The sequence below is a fragment of the Mesorhizobium sp. M7A.F.Ca.CA.001.04.2.1 genome (genome assembly GCF_003998485.1).
Classification (GTDB): Bacteria; Pseudomonadota; Alphaproteobacteria; order Rhizobiales; family Rhizobiaceae; genus Mesorhizobium; species Mesorhizobium ciceri.
This window is the reverse complement of the sequence record NZ_RZQT01000133.1, coordinates 1-16865: the sequence shown is the minus strand read 5'-3', so window position 1 is coordinate 16865 and position 16865 is coordinate 1. Positions and strand designations below refer to the sequence as shown.

Annotated in this window: 19 protein-coding genes; 10 read left to right on the top strand and 9 right to left on the bottom strand. The window is 64.4% G+C overall.

Going from position 1 to position 16865, the window contains the following annotated elements; translation table 11 throughout:
* The first annotated feature begins 122 nt into the window (after positions 1–122).
* On the top strand, positions 123–695 hold the full coding sequence (locus EN955_RS28555) for a TetR/AcrR family transcriptional regulator (protein ID WP_013530128.1): 573 nt from the start codon (positions 123–125) through the stop codon (positions 693–695).
* Between the two features lie 61 nt (positions 696–756).
* On the opposite strand, the gene EN955_RS28550 is transcribed toward EN955_RS28555, so the two are convergent.
* Together EN955_RS28550 and EN955_RS28545 are read right to left on the bottom strand one after the other, a co-directional pair.
* Positions 757–1047, bottom strand: coding sequence for a hypothetical protein (locus EN955_RS28550; protein WP_024504115.1), 291 nt, complete (start codon positions 1045–1047; stop codon positions 757–759).
* A gap of 127 nt (positions 1048–1174) precedes the next feature.
* Positions 1175–1624, bottom strand: coding sequence for a GatB/YqeY domain-containing protein (locus EN955_RS28545; protein ID WP_013530126.1), 450 nt, complete (start codon positions 1622–1624; stop codon positions 1175–1177).
* A 276-nt stretch (positions 1625–1900) separates the two neighbouring features.
* Between EN955_RS28545 and carA the strand changes: the two genes are divergently transcribed.
* Complete coding sequence (gene carA / locus EN955_RS28540) at positions 1901–3118, top strand: glutamine-hydrolyzing carbamoyl-phosphate synthase small subunit (RefSeq protein ID WP_013530125.1); 1218 nt, start codon at positions 1901–1903, stop codon at positions 3116–3118.
* A 73-nt stretch (positions 3119–3191) separates the two neighbouring features.
* On the opposite strand, the gene EN955_RS28535 is transcribed toward carA, so the two are convergent.
* From EN955_RS28535 to mntR, 4 genes are all read right to left on the bottom strand, one after another.
* Complete coding sequence (locus tag EN955_RS28535; protein ID WP_013530124.1) at positions 3192–4457, bottom strand: tetracycline resistance MFS efflux pump; 1266 nt, start codon at positions 4455–4457, stop codon at positions 3192–3194.
* Between the two features lie 156 nt (positions 4458–4613).
* Positions 4614–5534 (bottom strand): neutral zinc metallopeptidase, encoded by a 921-nt coding sequence (locus EN955_RS28530; protein WP_013530123.1) that lies wholly within the window; start codon positions 5532–5534, stop codon positions 4614–4616.
* A 199-nt stretch (positions 5535–5733) separates the two neighbouring features.
* Entirely contained in the window at positions 5734–5922 is a 189-nt protein-coding gene (locus EN955_RS28525; protein WP_024504116.1) for a hypothetical protein, read from the bottom strand.
* An 89-nt stretch (positions 5923–6011) separates the two neighbouring features.
* A complete protein-coding gene (gene mntR, locus EN955_RS28520; protein ID WP_024504117.1) occupies positions 6012–6461 on the bottom strand; it encodes a manganese-binding transcriptional regulator MntR in 450 nt (149 codons plus the stop codon).
* A gap of 235 nt (positions 6462–6696) precedes the next feature.
* Between mntR and EN955_RS28515 the strand changes: the two genes are divergently transcribed.
* From EN955_RS28515 to EN955_RS28505, 3 genes are all read left to right on the top strand, one after another.
* Positions 6697–8061: an Nramp family divalent metal transporter gene (locus EN955_RS28515; protein ID WP_013530120.1), complete on the top strand. Its 1365-nt coding sequence runs from the start codon at positions 6697–6699 to the stop codon at positions 8059–8061.
* 87 nt (positions 8062–8148) lie between these two features.
* Complete coding sequence (locus EN955_RS28510; RefSeq protein WP_024504118.1) at positions 8149–8997, top strand: protein-L-isoaspartate O-methyltransferase; 849 nt, start codon at positions 8149–8151, stop codon at positions 8995–8997.
* Between the two features lie 102 nt (positions 8998–9099).
* The gene (locus EN955_RS28505; protein WP_024504119.1) at positions 9100–9750 is read left to right on the top strand and encodes a dihydrofolate reductase family protein; all 651 of its coding nucleotides are present in this window, start codon (positions 9100–9102) and stop codon (positions 9748–9750) included.
* A 112-nt stretch (positions 9751–9862) separates the two neighbouring features.
* Here the strand turns inward: EN955_RS28505 and EN955_RS28500 are convergent, their stop codons facing one another.
* Positions 9863–10732, bottom strand: a complete 870-nt coding sequence (locus EN955_RS28500; RefSeq protein WP_024504120.1) for a LysR substrate-binding domain-containing protein — start codon at positions 10730–10732, stop codon at positions 9863–9865.
* 98 nt (positions 10733–10830) lie between these two features.
* Here EN955_RS28500 and EN955_RS28495 point away from each other — a divergent pair, with 98 nt between their 5' ends.
* Entirely contained in the window at positions 10831–11430 is a 600-nt protein-coding gene (locus EN955_RS28495) for a LysE family translocator (protein WP_024504121.1), read from the top strand.
* A gap of 252 nt (positions 11431–11682) precedes the next feature.
* On the opposite strand, the gene EN955_RS28490 is transcribed toward EN955_RS28495, so the two are convergent.
* The gene (locus EN955_RS28490; protein WP_024504122.1) at positions 11683–12477 is read right to left on the bottom strand and encodes an SDR family oxidoreductase; all 795 of its coding nucleotides are present in this window, start codon (positions 12475–12477) and stop codon (positions 11683–11685) included.
* A 210-nt stretch (positions 12478–12687) separates the two neighbouring features.
* Here EN955_RS28490 and EN955_RS28485 point away from each other — a divergent pair, with 210 nt between their 5' ends.
* Complete coding sequence (locus EN955_RS28485) at positions 12688–13146, top strand: MarR family winged helix-turn-helix transcriptional regulator (RefSeq protein ID WP_024504123.1); 459 nt, start codon at positions 12688–12690, stop codon at positions 13144–13146.
* Between the two features lie 21 nt (positions 13147–13167).
* Here the strand turns inward: EN955_RS28485 and EN955_RS28480 are convergent, their stop codons facing one another.
* Positions 13168–14346 carry an MFS transporter gene (locus EN955_RS28480; protein WP_013530113.1) on the bottom strand — a complete coding sequence of 393 codons (1179 nt, stop codon included), beginning with the start codon at positions 14344–14346 and terminating at the stop codon, positions 13168–13170.
* A 208-nt stretch (positions 14347–14554) separates the two neighbouring features.
* Between EN955_RS28480 and EN955_RS28475 the strand changes: the two genes are divergently transcribed.
* The 3 genes from EN955_RS28475 (at position 14555) to EN955_RS28465 (ending at position 16780) form a co-directional block, all read left to right on the top strand.
* Entirely contained in the window at positions 14555–14917 is a 363-nt protein-coding gene (locus EN955_RS28475) for a helix-turn-helix transcriptional regulator (protein WP_013530112.1), read from the top strand.
* A 68-nt stretch (positions 14918–14985) separates the two neighbouring features.
* Entirely contained in the window at positions 14986–15750 is a 765-nt protein-coding gene (locus tag EN955_RS28470; protein WP_013530111.1) for a metallophosphoesterase family protein, read from the top strand.
* 211 nt (positions 15751–15961) lie between these two features.
* Positions 15962–16780, top strand: a complete 819-nt coding sequence (locus EN955_RS28465; RefSeq protein ID WP_245462288.1) for an SH3 domain-containing protein — start codon at positions 15962–15964, stop codon at positions 16778–16780.
* The last annotated feature ends 85 nt before the right edge of the window (positions 16781–16865 follow it).

Sequence of the window (16865 nt, the reverse complement as noted above, 5' to 3'; positions counted from 1 at the left end):
CCATAGAGCCGCTTGAATTCCGATGCGCCACGGTCGACCCTTCGCGGGATTGGCGGCTGCCGCAATGCGGCGGTCACGCAGCAAAAGTTTACATATGTGTAAATTTACACTAGGGTATAAAAATGACAACCCCAAAGCGGACCGAACGGTCGCGAAGCCTCATCCTCGATGCCGCCGACCTGGCGTTTCGGGAGATGGGGTTTGCCAACACCTCGGTCGAGGAGATCGCGACGCGCGCCGGCTTGACCCGCAAAACGGTCTACAATCTGTTCAGTTCGAAAGAAGAAATCGCGTTGCGGCTCATCGCCCGCGTGGAGGCGGGCGATGCCGCCTACCGCGCCCGCATGGCGGCGAACGAAGATGTATTCGTCATGCTCGAGACAGTCTTTCTCGACAGCGCCGGCTGGTGCCTGGCCAATCCCTCGCTTGCCAGGCTGGCTCTTGCCCCCGCCGAGCGTCCGTCCCTGCAGCCGCCGCCCGACCGGCCCTCATTCCAGCGCCTGGTCCGGGACCTTCTGGTGCTCGGCCAACGGCAAGGTGTCATTCGCAGGGATGACGATGCCAATTTCATGGCGCTGGTCCTGCTTGGAATATACGGCCAGGCGATGCTTTCGGCGCTTTCGGCCGGGTCATTCAGCGAGGACGAGATCAGGCACCTCATCCGCATCGTCGTTGAAGGGATCGGCAAACGCTAACTACGCGAACCACTTGTCCGCCGATCTCCAAAGCGCCGCAGGAGTGCTCCCGGCCTTCGCTTCATTGGCTGCTCTTCGGAGCCTTGGCGTCCTTTGAACGCTCCGCGATAGCGGGGCCGGCCCCGGACGTCTTTTCGGTTGCGGCGCTCGGCGTGACTTGTCTTGGCGGGTTTTGTCCCTCCGACTGGCGGGTGCGGTCTTCCACTTCGCCCATCCGGCGGGTGAGCCCTATTCCGCCGGCAGGCTTCTCGTTGGCGGCCGCATCCTGGGAGAATTCATCGGAAGCGTCGGCATCGGTCTTTGCCGGATATTTCGTCGCACCGGTTTCATAGCGGGTTTCGTTCTCAGTCATGGCATCTCTCCAGTTGCATGACGGATAAACATCTCGGCGCTATCCGGGTTCCAATTCCTGGACTTGGATTCCGGACGGATCTGGATTCCGCCCGGTCGGCCACCCAAGCGACGAGATGAGCAGCACCCTACTGCAGCAGACCCTTGACGATGCCGCTCGCCTTGCCGAAATCCATCTGGCCGGCATATTTCTGCTTCAGTGCGGCGATCACCTTGCCCATGTCCTTCTGGCTGGCCGCACCGGTCGCGGCGATCGCCTCGCGCGCCGCAGCAGTTACCGCCGCATCGTCCAGCTGCGTCGGCAGGAAGGTGCGGATGATCTCCATCTCGCCGCGCTCCTGCGCGGCCAGTTCCGGCCGCTTGCCGTCATCGAAGGCTTTGGCCGATTCCTCGCGCTGCTTCACCATCTTGGCCAGGATCTGCAGGATCTCCTCGTCGCTGGCCGGCTCCTTGCCTGACCCGCGATTGGCAATGTCGCGGTCGTGAATGGCGGCCTGGATCAGCCGCAATGTCGGCAGCCGGTGCTTGTCCTGCGCCTTCATCGCGCTCTTCAGGGATTCGGCGATTTTGCCGCGCATGGTGCATTCTCCTTCGATCGGCGCGGACAATAGCGCCGCGGGCGAGCCAAGGCAAACTCTGATGTGCCGAGGCAAGCCACTGATTTTGCTAGGCGAAATAAAATATGGCGGCATTTCGCATGATCATTGACCGCCCTGCCCCCTTCCCCTATGTACTGGGCCTTGCATGAACGGAAATTTGACTGCGTGGAAGCCGCGAAATCGCCGCTTCGCGCCGTTTGCCGCGCAGATGGCCCGCCGGGCCGGTTGCAGCGCGCGGCCTGACAGGAGTGCCGCATGGCCGAGATGACGCCCGCCTTGACCCCCGCTTGGGCCACGGAAAAGCCGACCGCCCTTCTGGTGCTGGCCGACGGCACCGTCATCGAAGGTCGCGGTCTCGGCGCCACCGGCTCCGCTGTCGCCGAAGTCTGCTTCAACACAGCGCTGACCGGCTATCAGGAAATCCTCACCGATCCGTCCTATGCCGGCCAGATCGTCACCTTCACCTTCCCGCATATCGGCAACATCGGCACCAATGACGAGGACATCGAGGATCTCAATCCGGTCGCCCGCGCCGGCGCCGTCGGCGCCGTGTTCAAGGCCGATGTCACCAACCCGTCCAACTACCGTGCCGGCACTGGTCTCGACCAGTGGTTGAAGAAGCGCGGCATCGTCGCTTTGTCGGGCATCGACACCCGCGCGCTCACCGCGCTGATCCGTGAAAAGGGCATGCCCAACGCCGTCATCGCGCATGCGCCCGATGGCGTGTTCGACATCGACGATCTGAAGCGCCGCGCCGCCGCATGGTCGGGCCTGATCGGGCTCGATCTGGCCAAGGAGGTCACGTCGGGCCAGTCCTCGGTCTGGCGCGAGACGCCCTGGGTGTGGAACGAAGGCTTTGGCGAACAGATCGAACCGACAATGCACGTCGTCGCCATCGACTACGGCGTCAAACGCAACATCTTGCGCCTGCTCGCCGGCCTCGGCGCCAAGGTCACCGTGGTGCCGGCCAAGTCCGGCGCCGAGGAAATCCTCGCCATGCAGCCGGACGGCATTTTTCTCTCCAACGGCCCCGGCGACCCGGAAGCCACCGGCGACTATGCCGTACCGGTCATCCGGGATCTGCTGAAGACCGACATCCCGGTGTTCGGCATCTGCCTTGGCCACCAGATGCTGGCGCTGGCGCTGGGCGGCAAGACCGCCAAGATGCACCAGGGCCATCACGGCGCCAACCATCCGGTCAAGGACCACACCACCGGCAAGGTCGAGATCGTCTCGATGAACCACGGCTTTGCCGTGGATGCCGACTCGCTGCCATCAGGCGTCGAGGAAACCCACGTCTCGCTGTTCGACGGTTCGAATTGCGGCATCACGCTGACCGGCCGGCCGGTGTTCTCGGTCCAGCATCACCCCGAGGCTTCGCCCGGCCCGCAGGATTCACACTACCTGTTCCGCCGCTTCGTCAATTTGATCCGCGAAAAGCGCGGTGAGGAATTGCTGGCCGAACGGGCTTAGCGCGATCCGGTAGCGTCGCCCCTCATTGCCCTGCCGGGATGGCCCTCCCTGGTGAGCGCAATGCGGTTGTGACTCACACCTGTGCTCCATCCTCAGCGACATCGGTGGCGACATTCGTGCGCGCTGCCGGCCTCGCAACTTTCGTCACAAAGACGATGACCGCCAGCGTCAGGAAGCACGCTCCCAGCAGATAGGGCGCGCCGCCGAAGGTCACCGGCGCGTTTGGCCCGGTGAACCAGGAAAAGATCGCCGTGTAGAGCAGCGGCGTGATGATCGAGGTGATCGAGAAGATCGAGGTCATCGCGCCCTGCAGTTCGCCTTGCGCCGAAGGCGGCACCTTGGCGGCGGCGAGGCTCCTCAGCGGCGGGTCGGCCAGCGCTTCCAGGCAGCCGACGACGATCACCGCATAGATCATCCAGCCTTGCGACGCGAAGGCGTAGCCGAAGGCGCTGGCTGCCGTGAATGTCAGGCCGATGACCGCGGTCTTCCACTCGCCAAGCCTCGGGATGACGCGCGGCAGCACCGTCGCCATGACGATCGCGCCGCACAGGCCGAAGGCGCCGAGCGAGAAGCCGATCTGCTGCTCGCTCCAGCCATAGCGGTAGCTGGAGACGAACGACCAGACCGCCGGATACATCATATGCCCGAGCGTCATCAGGAAGAAGACAAGCCCGATCCAGCCGATGCCTTGATATTGGCGCATCTGCAGAAGCGTGCCGACAGGGTTGGCGCGTTTCCACTCGAAGCGGCGGCGGTGCTTGTCATCGAGCGTTTCCGGCAGGAAAAACAACGCGATGAGGAAATTAACGAAGGCGAGCCCGGCGGCGAAATAGAACGGCACGCGCGGCCCGAACGTGCCGAGCAGCCCGCCCAGAACCGGCCCGATGACGAAGCCGACGCCAAATGCGATGCCGAGCAGGCCGAAATTCTTAGCCCGATTGTCATCGTTCGAGATGTCGGCGATGAAGGCCGATGTCGTCGAATAGCTGGCGCCCGAAATGCCGGCCAGCACGCGCCCGATGAACAGCATCGGGTAGGACCAGGCGACGGCGCAGATCAGATTGTCGATGGAGAAGGTCAGCACCGATGCGAGCAGGATCGGCCGCCGCCCGAACCGGTCGCTCAAGCCGCCCATGATCGGCGCGAAGAAGAACTGCATCGCCGCATACACGAAGAACAGCCAGCCGCCTTCGATCGCCGCGCCGCTGATGCTGACCCCGGTCAATTCCCGGAGATAGGCCGGCAGCACCGGCATGATCATGCCGAAGCCGATAATGTCGAGCAGCAGCGTGGTGAAGACGAGCGCAAGGCCCCGTCTGGCGGTTTTGGGGTCGATCATGCAGGATCAAGCTCCTCTGCTCGCCCTCAGGCGCAGGCGGACGCACCTTATAGGCGAGCTCGCGGAAAGGAACAATGCAGGAACAGGCCGAATCTATTCATCCTGACACCACCTGACGGCAGCATCGCCGGCAGGTGAAGCTCGACAACGGTCTGGTCAGATCGGCCCACTCAGCGTGTTGCAATCCGACAGCTTGCCGCTCTTGTAACCACGCGCCAGCCAGGTCTGCCGCTGCTGCGAGGTGCCGTGGTTGAAGCTTTCCGGCACGACATAGCCCTGCATCTTCTTCTGCAGCGTGTCGTCGCCGATCTGCTTGGCGGCGTTCAGCGCGCTTTCGATGTCGCCCTGCTCCAATATGCCTTTCTGTCCGGTGTAGTGGGCCCACACACCGGCAAAGCAGTCGGCCTGAAGCTCGATTCGCACCGACATCTGGTTGGCCTCGACCTCGCCCATGCTCTGCCGCATCTGGTTGAACTTGGACATGATGCCGGTCAGGTTCTGCACATGATGGCCGATCTCATGCGCGATCACATAGGCGCGGGCAAATTCGCCCGAAGCGCCGAACTGCTGGTCGAGTTGCTGGAAGAAGGTCATGTCCAGATAGACCTTGTGGTCGCCGGGACAATAGAACGGTCCGGCCGCCGCGGAGGCAAAGCCGCAGGCCGAACGGACCTGGCCGGAAAACAGCACCAGCTTGGGATCCTCGTAGGTCAATCCCTGCGACTTGAAGATGCCGGTCCAGGTGTCCTCGGTCTCGGCCAGCACGGTCGCCACGAACTGCTTCATCTCGTCATTGGCCGGTGTGGCACCGTTGTCCTGGCCGCTGTTGTCGGTGATCTGGCCGCCGCCGCCCGGCAGCAGGCCGCCGTCGCCGCCACCCAGGATCGTCGAAGGATCGAAGCCGAAATACCATCCGGCCAGCACCACCAGGATGACGAGGAAGATGCTGCCGCCGCCACCGGTGCGGCCGCCGATCGGAATGCGGAACTGGCCACCGCCGCCGCCGAGTCCGCCACCGCCGCTGTCGCTGCGGTCGTCCTCGATATTGTCACTCTGACGACGGCCCTTCCAGAGCATGGCAACTCCTCGTACAGCAAACCTCCCCGTTGCTCCGGGGCGACAAACAATTATCCCAACGGTTGCGCCAAGTCACAGCATTTTTCGATGGCCTTTTTGGCCACACGCGTCGCCTTGCGGCCAAGTTCGTTGTGGCGAGCGGCTCGGCGTGGCAATCGTCCCCGTGGCCTACAGCCGATCACGTAAGCCCGACAGAGAGCTAATCTTCCTGCTTGGCGCCGGCGCTCCTGCCGTCGGAGCTCTTCGAACGCTCCTCGAAACGCGCCGCGCCCTTTTTCAGCGGATGGCCGGTTTCGGCTTCGGTCTTGCGCTCATCCCTGGCCGCCGCCTGTTTCAGTCCCTCGGCTGCCTGCTTGCCCTTTGCCGCCGGCGTTTGTTCGATGCCCATCGTTTCCTCCCTTTCGCGCGCCAATCGCACGGATCTGGTGCAAACGTGTCTGGCGTGCGACGGTTCCGGCGACGCGGGAACTCTGGCGCTCAGCGCGCCGTCATCGCCTTGCGGAAGGCTTCCAGCGTCTCGGCGCTGACATGGTGCTCGATGCCCTCGGCATCGATGCGCGCTGTCTCCGCACTGACACCGAGCGAGCGCAAGAAAGCTTCCACCGTCTGGTGGCGGATGCGGCTTTCCTCCGCGACTTTGCGGCCGGCTTCGGTCAGGAACACGCCACGATAGGGTTTTCTCGACACCAGACCGTCGGCGCACAGCCTGGTCAGCATCTTGGCCACTGTCGGCTGCGCGACACCGAGCCGTGCGGCGATGTCGACCTGACGCGCCTCGTTGCCGTCTTCGATCAGGTCGGCGATCAGTTCGACATAATCCTCGACCAACGCACTACGGCGCGCTTCGCGCTGCTGCCGGAAGCCCTCCGAATGAATTTCGGCGTCGAGCAGCGGCTCGCGCGGAACTGGTCTGTTCTTCAGCACCAATACGCGCTCCTCCCAGGACTATTTGCCATCCATGCTTTCATAGCACGGGCTCTGATTCTTCAGGCCGTTTATTTGCATTCCGCAACAGGTGCAACCGGGGCTTCCGATTGCCGTTTCACCCGATGACCGCCAGCCGGATAAAAAGCAACGACAATGAAATATAGCATATTGCATAATGTTGAGCCATGGCATAGCTTAAGGCAACATCGTCCAGTCTCGCGGAAAGCCATCCTTCATGTCCGAAGCCGAAGCCACAGCCTCCCGTTCCTCATGGCGGTTCGCCAGGCCCGACGAGGACGAGCAGCCCAGCCTGCGCGAAGTCAATTCCTCTATCGCCGTGCCGAACTCGGGCGTCTGGTTCCGTCGCCTGTTCGCCTTCATGGGTCCCGGCTACATGGTCTCGGTCGGCTATATGGACCCCGGCAACTGGGCGACCGACCTCGCCGGCGGCGCCCAGTTCGGTTACACGCTGCTGTTCATCATCATGCTGTCCAACCTGATGGCGATCCTTTTGCAGGCGCTGGCGGCACGGCTCGGCATCGCCACCGGCCGCGACCTCGCCCAAGCCTGCCGGGCCTATTATCCCCGGCCGGTGAACTTCGTGCTGTGGATCGCCTGCGAGCTGGCCATCATCGCCTGCGACCTGGCCGAAGTCATCGGCACCGCGATCGCATTGCAGCTTCTGTTCGGCATTCCGCTGATCGGCGGCGCCATGCTGACGGCGCTCGACGCCTTCCTCGTGCTGCTCCTGATGAACAAGGGGTTTCGCTATCTCGAAGCCTTCGTCATCGCGCTTTTGATCATCATCTTCAGCTGCTTCGCCATCCAGATCTTCGTCGCCGCCCCGCCGGCCGGTTCGATCCTGCATGCCATGTTCGTGCCGTCGTCGGAAATCGTCACCAATCCGGCGATGCTCTACATCGCCATCGGCATCATCGGCGCCACCGTCATGCCGCATAATCTCTATCTGCACTCCTCGATCGTGCAGACCCGCGCCTATGAACGCACCGACAAGGGCAAGCGCGACGCCATCAAATGGGCAACGACGGACTCGACCATCGCCCTGATGCTGGCTTTGTTCGTCAACGCCTCGATCCTGATCGTGTCCGCGGTCGCCTTTCACAACACCGGCCACCAGGACGTCGCAGAGATCGGCCAGGCCTTCGAGCTGCTGTCGCCACTGCTCGGCCTCGGCATCGCCTCGATCCTGTTCGCGGTGGCGCTGCTGGCTTCCGGCCTGAACTCGACGGTGACGGCCACGCTCGCCGGCCAGATTGTTATGGAAGGCTTCCTGCGCCTGCGCATCCCCAACTGGGCACGCCGGCTGCTGACGCGCGGCCTCGCCATTATCCCGGTGGTGGTCGTCACCGCGCTCTATGGCGAAAAGGGCACCGGCCAGTTGCTGGTGTTCAGCCAGGTCATCCTGTCGATGCAACTGCCCTTCGCGGTCGTCCCGCTGGTGCAGTTCGTCTCCGACAAGAAGAAGATGGGCAATCTCGCCATTCCGCGCGGCGTCGCAGCCCTTGCCTGGGTGGTCGCCGCGATCATCCTGGTGCTCAACTTCAAGCTGCTCTACGACACCATGTTCGGGGTCGGCTGAGTTCCGCTTCGCCTGGAAACCGGCTGCCCTCTGCGCAGGGGGCAGCCTCGCGACAAATCGGCAATCCGCGCTATGTTTTCCGGCATCATGACCCGGATCGAAGACATCAGGAAATTCTACGCGCGGCTGCTGGCCGCCAATGCCGGCTCGCCCGACCCACGTCTGGAAGCGGCTTTCGCCGACGTGCCGCGCGAAGCGTTTCTCGGTCCCGGGCCGTGGACGGTCGTCGCCGGCAACGGCAAGGTCATAACACCGAGCGCCGATCCGGCTCATATCTATCAGAACGTGCTGGTGGCGCTCGACGACGACAAGGGCATCAACAATGGCGAGCCATTCCTGCACGCCATGTGGATTGGAAAGCTTGAACCGAAACCCGGTGAGGCGGTTTGCCATATCGGCGCCGGCACCGGCTATTACACCGCCGTGCTGGCCCGGCTGGTTTCGCCAGGCGGCATCGTCACCGCTTTCGAACTCGACGAGAAGCTGGCCGATCTGGCGCGGCAAAATCTCGAAGCCTATGGCAATGCGACGGTGGTCCATGGCGATGCCGTGACGACGCCCCTGCCGCCATCCGACATCATCTATGTCAATGCCGGGGTCGCAGCGCCCCCGGCCGGATGGCTGAAGGCGCTGCGGCCAGGCGGCCGCATGATCTTTCCCTGGCGGCCGGCCGAGCGCGTCCCGCTGGCGGTGATGGTGACACGCACGCAAAAAGGCTTCGCCTGCGATCCGTTCATGCGGTCGTGGTTCATTCCCTGTGTCGGCGCCTCGGTCGCGGACCCCGCGGCGATGATCCCCACCGGCGAGCAGGCCGCGCGCAGCCGCTCGATCTGGCTGGCGCAGGACAGGGCGCCGGACGACACCGCCACCGCCATATCAGGCGATGTCTGGTTCTCGTCGGAAAATCTCCACACCGAGCCTCGCAAGCAACGGTGATTTTCCAAAATTTCGTCCTGTCCTGTCGGACCGGTGGCTCGTCGCCCGTCCTTGGGCTGAAGTCCGCCACGACGGCGTGGACCGAAGAACGGGAGCATTGGAATGAGAAAGATCATCTCTGCGACATTCATCAGCCTCGACGGCGTCATGCAGGCGCCCGGCGGCCCCCAAGAGGATCCGGTCGGCGGCTTCAAGTTCGGCGGCTGGACCTTCCATTACTTCGACGAGGCGGGGGGCGCGGCGATGGATGAACTGTTCTCCAAGCCTTTCGCCCTGCTTCTCGGCCGCAGGACCTACGATATCTTCGCCGCCTACTGGCCGTATCAGAAAGATCCGATCGCGGATGCCTTCAACCCCGCGACCAAATATGTCGCGACGCATCGGCCCGACACCCTCACCTGGCAGAACACGCAATCGCTCGGGCCCGATATCGTTGCGGCGTTGCGCCGCCTCAAGCAGGAGGATGGACCCGACCTGCTCATCCAGGGATCGGGCAACCTGATCCAAACGCTGCTCGCCAACGGGCTGATCGACGAGATCCGGCTGATGGTCTTCCCGCTGTTGCTGGGCAAGGGCAAGCGGCTGTTCGGCGACAGCGCGATCCCGGCCGCCTTCAAGCTCATTAAGTCGCAGGCAACCGGCACCGGCGTCATCATGGCGACCTACGAACGCGCGGGCGAGGTCAAGGTCGGGTCGTTTGTCACGGGAGAGCCGTCGGAAGCCGAGCTCGAGCGGCGCAGGAACTGGAAGTAGCAGGACCTGGGTTCCTCGCCCCACGATGAAAGATCGACCCCCCACTCGGTCGAGCTTCGCTCGACACCTCTCCCCGATCGACGGGGGAGAGGAACCCAAGTTCTGAGAAGCTTCAAGCAGCGACTGGTCGCCGCGCCAGCCCTTCCCGTATATGCCGTGCGAATTCCTGCGCCGCGGGACCTACCCCATGCCTCGGCAGATGCAGGTTGATGGCAAAATTCGGCAGCGGCGGCAGGCCGGACTCCGATGGTAATATGTCGAGATCGGCTGGCACCGTGGAGGCCAGCCAGGTGGTGACGGCGAGGTCGGAGCGCACCGTCGCGGTCGTCGCGTCGATGTTGCCGTTCTCGAACACGGTGCGCCACTCCAGCCCATGCTCACCGAGCGCCGCCAGCACAGCCGGCCGGAAAGCGCAGGTGTCGGCGACGATCGAGACCGGCAGCGGCCGCTTGGCGCGGGCAACGCCGCCCTTGGCACCGACCCAGACCAGCCGGTCAACGACGAGGCATTCGCCGGCCGACGGGCCGGCGCATTCCTCGATCACGGCAAGGTCGATGGTCCCGGCCGCAAGGGCAGCAGTCAATTCTGGCGACGAGGCGCAGACCAGCGATATCTCGACCTGCGGATAGGTCTCGGCATAGGTCTTCAGCACCGGCGCCAGCAAGGTGCCGACAAGGTCGTAGGGCACGCCGAGCCGCACCTGGCCGGCCACCGGTGTCCCAGCCATTTCGGCCCAGATCTCGTCATTCAAGGCCAGCAGCCGCTTGCCCCTGCCGAACAGCTGTTCACCGGCGCGCGTCAGCCGCAAGCCGCGCCGGTCGCGCTCGAAGAGGCTCGAGCCGAACGCCTCCTCCAGCCGTTTGACCTGCTGGCTGACAGCACCTTGCGTCAGGTGCAGTGCATTGGCCGCCGCTGTCATGCTGGCCTTGTCGGCGACGGTGATAAAGGTGCGGATCAGCGCCATGTCGAGATTTCGGATCATGGTTGGCATTATGCTTGCTAATGTCAACCATAGCAAACATTGCATTTACTGAAGCTCGTGCGCAGCTACGATGGCAGCCCTCCCACCGAGGACGCCGCATGCTCGAGCCCATTTTCCCGCTCATCCTGTTTGCCATCGTCGCCACCACTACGCCCGGCATCGCCACGACCCTGTCAACGGCATCGGGCGCGCAGTTCGGCTTTCGCCGTTCGGTACCCCTGCTGATCGGCAGCGCCGCCGGCCTCGCCACGGTGACGAGCGCCGCCGCCGCCGGGCTCGCCGGCCTGCTGCTCGCCGTGCCCTCGCTGCAACTGGCGATGAAGGTCACCGGCTCACTTTATCTCGTCTGGCTGGCGATCAAGATCGGCCGCAGCGGACCGCCTAATCTGGATGTGACCATGACCAGGCCGAACAGCTTTCTCGGCGGCGCCGGCATTCAATGGATGAACCCGAAGGGATGTGCGATGGGACTGGGCGCCGCGGCGTCGTTCGCGGCATTGGCTAGCGGACCGATGCAGCTCGCGCTGCTGCTCGGCGCCACTTTCGGCCTCGCGGCCGCCGCCTCGCTGTCGCTGTGGTGCGTGGCCGGCATGGTGCTGGCGCGGCTGCTCAAGACCGAGTGGCAATGGCGCGCGCTCAACGTCGTGTTGGCGCTGGTACTGGCCGCCTCGATCATTCCGATGTGGCGGTCGGTGTAAAGCGCTCAAGCCAAAACCCGCGCCAGCCCCCCACCCTGACCTTCGGTCCGACCTCCCCACAAGGGGGAGGTGGGGAGTCCAGCTTTTCGCACCCCACAAGACCATTGTCGCATGGGCGGACAAGCCGCGTCCCCAACCTTCCCCCTTGTGGGGGTCCGAAGGACGGGCGAGACCCGTGGCTCGCCCCGGCAAGTCGCTGCGAAGCAGCGGGGTGGGGGTCCTGGTTCGCAAAGCGAACCAGCCTCTCAAACGTCAAACCCCGTAACGCGCCGCCGGCTTGTCGGCGTGCAGGCTGCCGTAGAAGGCTTGCCGGGCGCCGAGGAATGTGTCGAGCTTGGCCGCATCGACAAGCGCGGGCACGGTGACCGCCTCGCCTTTGGCCAAGCCGACAAGTGCGGCATCGACCATGTCGTCGGCGGTCATGATGATCTCCTTCGGAACGTTTGCGATATCGGTGCCGGCAAGTTCCCAGAAATCGGTCCGGGTCGCGCCCGGCAGCACCACCTGCACCTTCACATTGGTGCCCTCGACCTCACGGTGCAGGGCTTCGGTGAAGTTGACCACATAAGCTTTGGTGCCGCTGTAGATGCCGCCGAAGGAGGTGTCGAAGGCGAGCACCGAGGCGATGTTGACGATGCCGCCGCGGTTGCGTGCCAAAAGCCCCGGCAGCACGGCGCGGGTTAGACGCGTCAAGGCGATGGTGTTGACCTTGATCATGCGCTCGGCCGCGTCGACATCGGCGGTGGCCACGACGGCCTGGCCGCCGATGCCGGCATTGTTGACCAGCAGTGTGATGCTCTCGTCGGCTGTTACAGCTTGCTCGACGCGGCGCACATCATCGTCGTTTGCAAGATCGGCGCTGATCACGCCGACCTTGCGGCTATAGGTCTGGCGCAGCTTCCCGGCCAGTTCCTCCAGCCGGTCGGCGCGCCGCGCCACCAGCACCAGATCGTAGCCCTGCCCCGCCAGCCGGTCGGCATAGACCGCGCCGATGCCCGACGAAGCACCGGTGACGACCGCCGTGCCTTTGTTGCCCTGTCCACTCATTGTCCTGTTCCTTCTTCAACTGATCTTGTTCGTTTCGAATGACCCCCGGCGCCGTGGCATCTGCCGCGCTGCCGGAAAGCCGCTTGATCTGATTTAGTGGCATATACCACTAATTGTGAAGTAGGCATATGCCACTATCTTGTCAATGAGACGGGCGGGGATTATTTGAGGGGAGCAGCCGGGCCTCATTCGCCGGCGCCAGGGACCATCATGTCAAAGGACAGCCTGCCCGGCCTCACGCTCTGCAACAACGCCGCGCTGCGCCGCGCGGCGCGCAAGCTCGGCAAGTTTTATGATGATGTGGTGGAGCCGTCAGGCCTCAAGGCGACGCAGCAGGGCCTGCTTTACCAGATCCATATGGGCGATGAGCCGGCGATGGGCGCCATCGCCACGTCGCTGATCATGGACCTGTCGGCGCTCGGCCATACGCTGAAACCGCTGATCCGCGACGGCTATGTCGAGACCTTCGCCGACCCGGAGGACCGCCGCGTCAAGCGTGTACGACTGACGCCAAAGGGCCTGGACAAGATCGAGGAAGCGATGAAACTGTGGCAAATCGCCCAGCAGCGTTTCGAGGATGTCGTCGGCAAGGACAAGGCCGAAGATTTGCGCGCGGCTCTGGATGAGATCGCCGCGCTGGATTTTGATCTGCCGCCGGCCACGCCCTAAGGCCAGCGTTTGCCAAAGACTCTACTCGGCAGGCATTTCTACAGGCCGAGCCGCCCAGCGGCCGGCGACCACGACGCCAAGCCCGACGATCGGGAAGATCGCGGCGACCAGGCCGAGATCGGCCGGCGCGCCGTAGCGCAGCACGGCACCACCGACCACGGCACCCAGCGCCACGCCGAGATAGAGCGCCGAGGCGTTGAGCGACAGCACGATCGGGGCGGCATCGGGCGCCAGCTTGATGATGCGGCTCGCCTGCGCCGGCGGGAACGCCCAGCCGACGATGCCCCACGGCACCATCATCGCCATCAGCGCCGGCCCGGCAATATGGTGCGGCAGGAAGGTCGGGATGACCGACAATAAGACCAGCATGGCTGCACTCAGCGCCAGCGACCAGCCGACGGTGCGGGTCGCACCGAACCGGTCGGCGGCCTGGCCGCCGCCAATGTTGCCGATGACGGCGCCGACGCCGAAGGCGAGCAGCATGCCGGGCAGCGCGATCTGGCTGAGACCGCCGCCCTCGATGGCAAGCGGCGCGACATAGGCAAAGACGGTGAAGGCGCCGATCAGCGCCAGCACTGTCGTCAACAGGATCGGCATCACGCCTGGACGCAGCGCTGCCGCCAGCCTGCGCTTCAAGGGCAGCCTGGTGCCGACGATGCCCTGCGGCAGCCGGTACCACAGGATCGCGCCTGCAAGCGCGCCAAGGCCGGCGATGGCAAAGAAGGTACCGCGCCAGCCGGCGACGGTGGCAACGAGCGCGCCGAGCGGCGCACCGAGCGCAACGGCCACAGTGGTGCCGCCGACGACGACGGCGATGGCACGCGCCCGGTGATGATCATCGACCAGCGCTACTGCGGTGCCCTGCGCGGTTGCGGCGAACAGGCCCGACGACAGCGCCATGACGATGCGCGCGACCAGAAGCAGTTCGAAGGAGGAACTCAAGGCCGCGGCGATGTTGCCGATGACGAAGAACACCAGCGTCCACAGGATGACGCGGCGCCGGTCCCATTCGCCGGTCAGCGTCGCCAGGATCGGCGTGCCGACCGCATAGGCGAGCGCGAAGGCGGTAATCAGCGTGCCGGCCAGCGGAATGGAGATGCCGGCATCCGCCGCGATGTCGGGCAGAAGGCTGGAGATGACGAAGCCTTCGGTCGAGATCGTGAACGATCCGAGCGCGAGCCAGAAGAGGCGCTTGTCCATGGCGGGATGTCCTTAGTTCAAAAGTTATTGAACAATTGGACATAACGGGGCATCATGTCAATGAAGCCAGGGAAAAATAGCTGAACCTTCCTGACAGCCCTGTGTCAGCACAGGCCGGGCGGGGTTCGCGCGAGACGGAGAAAGGCCATGTGGAGCCAACAATGATGGATGCGTTGAAATCGGACCCGACTGTGCTTAGTTTCGAGCCATGACCTTGCCACACCCCAATACGGACCAGATCAGCCTGCCGATCGTGCTTGGCGTGCTCGGCGACCCGACGCGGCTTGCCATCGTGCGCTATCTCGCCAGCAAGCAGGGCGTGCCGCTGAACTGCAGCCAGTTCCTCGATTTCGGCTCGAAGACCAATCTGAGCTACCACCTCGCCAAATTGCGCGAGGCCGGCGTCACCCGCGCCGAGGTGGTCGGCACCAACCGCATGATCACACTGCGCCGGGCCGATCTCGACGCCCGCTTCCCCGGCCTGCTCGACAGCGTCATCGCCGCCGCCGGCGACGATCCCGCACTGCCGGCGGTTGGCGGCCACGATATCGAAGTGCACGCCCGACCCTGAAGGACTTGGGTTCTTCGCCCACGAACGTGGGGAAAAGGAAAAGCGGCGTCACACAGGAGCTTCCCGAAATGCGCATCGCCGTCCTCGCCGACATCCACGGCAATGTGCTGGCGCTCGACGCCGTGCTTGACGACCTGCGCCGGCGCGGCGGCGCCGACCTGACCGTCAATCTCGGCGACAGCGTTTCCGGCCCGCTATGGCCGCGCGAAACGATGGAACGGCTGCAGGCGCTGAACCTGCCGACGGTGCGCGGCAACCACGACCGCCGTGTTGCCGCCGACCCCGCTGATGACACCATGTGGCCCTCCGACGTCTATGCGCAGGAGCGGCTGACCGAGGCACAGCGCCAGGTGCTGTTCGCCCAGCCGTTGACGCTGGAGATCGCACCCGGAATCATCGCTTTCCACGCCCGTCCCGACCATGACGAGAAATATCTCACTGATACCATCGTCAATGGCCAGTTGGTGCGCGCGCCGCTGACGGCAATCCGGCGGCGGCTGAAGGCGCTCGACCCGGCTTGCCGCATCGCGCTGTGCGGCCACAGCCACCGCGCGGAACTGATCCGCGTCCCCGACGGTCCCGTCATCTTCAATCCGGGCAGCATCGGCTGCCCTGCCTATGACGATTCCACGCCGCCGGCGCATGTCTCCGAGCAGGGCTCGCCGCATGCGCGCTACGGCATCGTCACCTCGGGCAGCAACGGCCAGCCCGACGGCTTCGAGGCCATCGCCGTCGACTACGATCATGAGGCGGCCGCCAGGCAGGCCGAACAAGCGGGCCGGCCGGAATGGGCTCACGCGCTCAGAACCGGGTTCATGCCCCTGCCCGGCTGAAGGCTGGCGAAACGGCGGCCCGAATTTTCGGGCTTACATGGCGCCGCGTCGTCCCTTATAAAACCGGCCGGGCTTGCGGCGGGCTCGATCCGCCGGCACGGTATCAGCGCACGGCCAAACGATGAGGCGCACAGTTACGCTCCGAACAATCCTCCATGCGCTGATTGCTGCTCCGCTGCTGATGACGGCGTGGCCGGTGATTGCCCCCGCTATGGCTGAAGAGATGGCCCAAGAGGCGCCGGAGCTCGTCATCTCCGTCGTTACCGGCCTGGCGCCGGACGACCTTCTCAAGGTCCGCACCACCGCATCGCCGGTCGCCACGGTCGAGGCGCGGCTGAGCAGCGGCGACATGGTCACCAATCTCGGCTGCAACGACATCAACGGCTACAAATGGTGCAAGGTCGAAAGCACGGGCAAGGAGAAGCTGAGCGGCTGGGCACCGGCGCGCTATCTCATCCCTCTCAATCCGACCCCCTATGTCGAAGGTGAGCCAAGACCGGCCGATGCGCCGGTGGTTGCCTCCACCGGCAGCGGCAAGGAGGCCGGGCAGGCCTCGGCACCGGACCAATCGCAGGCCATCGGCTCAGCTGACAGCGCGCCGGTCGCACCGCCCGACCTGACGGCGCGGCTTGGCGGCGCCGGTCCGGCAGCCGAAAGCACGCCGAAATCGCCAGAGGAAATCGGCCACGCCGCCATGCAGGATGCGTACCTACTGGCGCTGGCGGCGCCTGACGTCCCGCTTGATTCCGCTCCGACGCTGGCTTCTGGCCCCGAAATTCCTTGCGCCCGCTATGTCGGCCAGCCGATGGAGCGCTGCAAGGTCAGCGTGGTGCACAGCGCCGACAAGGCGAACATCACTGTGACCTGGCCCGACGGCGGCACGCGCATCATCTCTTTCCGTGCCGGCCAGCCGGCCGGTTCCGACGCGCCCGGCGACTTCCGCTTCACCAGGGAAGGCAGCCTCAACATGATCCGTGTCGGCGTCTCGGAGCGGTTTGAGATCACGGATCAGTTGGCGCTGGGGAATTAGAATTTATGGGAGTAAGGGAGTAGGGGAATAAGGGAGTGTGTTTGGAATGCCCTCGAACCCAACCTACTCCCCTACTCCCCTACTC

Bases quoted from the DNA above. Each gene is read 5' to 3' on its own strand.
- EN955_RS28485 (WP_024504123.1), top strand. From the start codon at position 12,688: ATGTCAAAGGACAGCCTGCCCGGCCTCACGCTCTGCAACAACGCCGCG.
- EN955_RS28550 (WP_024504115.1), bottom strand. From the start codon at position 1,047: ATGACTGAGAACGAAACCCGCTATGAAACCGGTGCGACGAAATATCCG.
- EN955_RS28510 (WP_024504118.1), top strand. From the start codon at position 8,149: ATGACCCGGATCGAAGACATCAGGAAATTCTACGCGCGGCTGCTGGCC.
- EN955_RS28535 (WP_013530124.1), bottom strand. From the start codon at position 4,457: ATGATCGACCCCAAAACCGCCAGACGGGGCCTTGCGCTCGTCTTCACC.
- EN955_RS28495 (WP_024504121.1), top strand. From the start codon at position 10,831: ATGCTCGAGCCCATTTTCCCGCTCATCCTGTTTGCCATCGTCGCCACC.
- EN955_RS28465 (WP_245462288.1), top strand. From the start codon at position 15,962: ATGGCTGAAGAGATGGCCCAAGAGGCGCCGGAGCTCGTCATCTCCGTC.
- EN955_RS28480 (WP_013530113.1), bottom strand. From the start codon at position 14,346: ATGGACAAGCGCCTCTTCTGGCTCGCGCTCGGATCGTTCACGATCTCG.
- EN955_RS28545 (WP_013530126.1), bottom strand. From the start codon at position 1,624: ATGCGCGGCAAAATCGCCGAATCCCTGAAGAGCGCGATGAAGGCGCAG.
- EN955_RS28555 (WP_013530128.1), top strand. From the start codon at position 123: ATGACAACCCCAAAGCGGACCGAACGGTCGCGAAGCCTCATCCTCGAT.
- EN955_RS28500 (WP_024504120.1), bottom strand. From the start codon at position 10,732: ATGATCCGAAATCTCGACATGGCGCTGATCCGCACCTTTATCACCGTC.
- carA (WP_013530125.1), top strand. From the start codon at position 1,901: ATGGCCGAGATGACGCCCGCCTTGACCCCCGCTTGGGCCACGGAAAAG.
- EN955_RS28525 (WP_024504116.1), bottom strand. From the start codon at position 5,922: ATGGGCATCGAACAAACGCCGGCGGCAAAGGGCAAGCAGGCAGCCGAG.
- EN955_RS28470 (WP_013530111.1), top strand. From the start codon at position 14,986: ATGCGCATCGCCGTCCTCGCCGACATCCACGGCAATGTGCTGGCGCTC.
- EN955_RS28475 (WP_013530112.1), top strand. From the start codon at position 14,555: ATGACCTTGCCACACCCCAATACGGACCAGATCAGCCTGCCGATCGTG.
- EN955_RS28515 (WP_013530120.1), top strand. From the start codon at position 6,697: ATGTCCGAAGCCGAAGCCACAGCCTCCCGTTCCTCATGGCGGTTCGCC.
- EN955_RS28530 (WP_013530123.1), bottom strand. From the start codon at position 5,534: ATGCTCTGGAAGGGCCGTCGTCAGAGTGACAATATCGAGGACGACCGC.
- EN955_RS28505 (WP_024504119.1), top strand. From the start codon at position 9,100: ATGAGAAAGATCATCTCTGCGACATTCATCAGCCTCGACGGCGTCATG.
- EN955_RS28490 (WP_024504122.1), bottom strand. From the start codon at position 12,477: ATGAGTGGACAGGGCAACAAAGGCACGGCGGTCGTCACCGGTGCTTCG.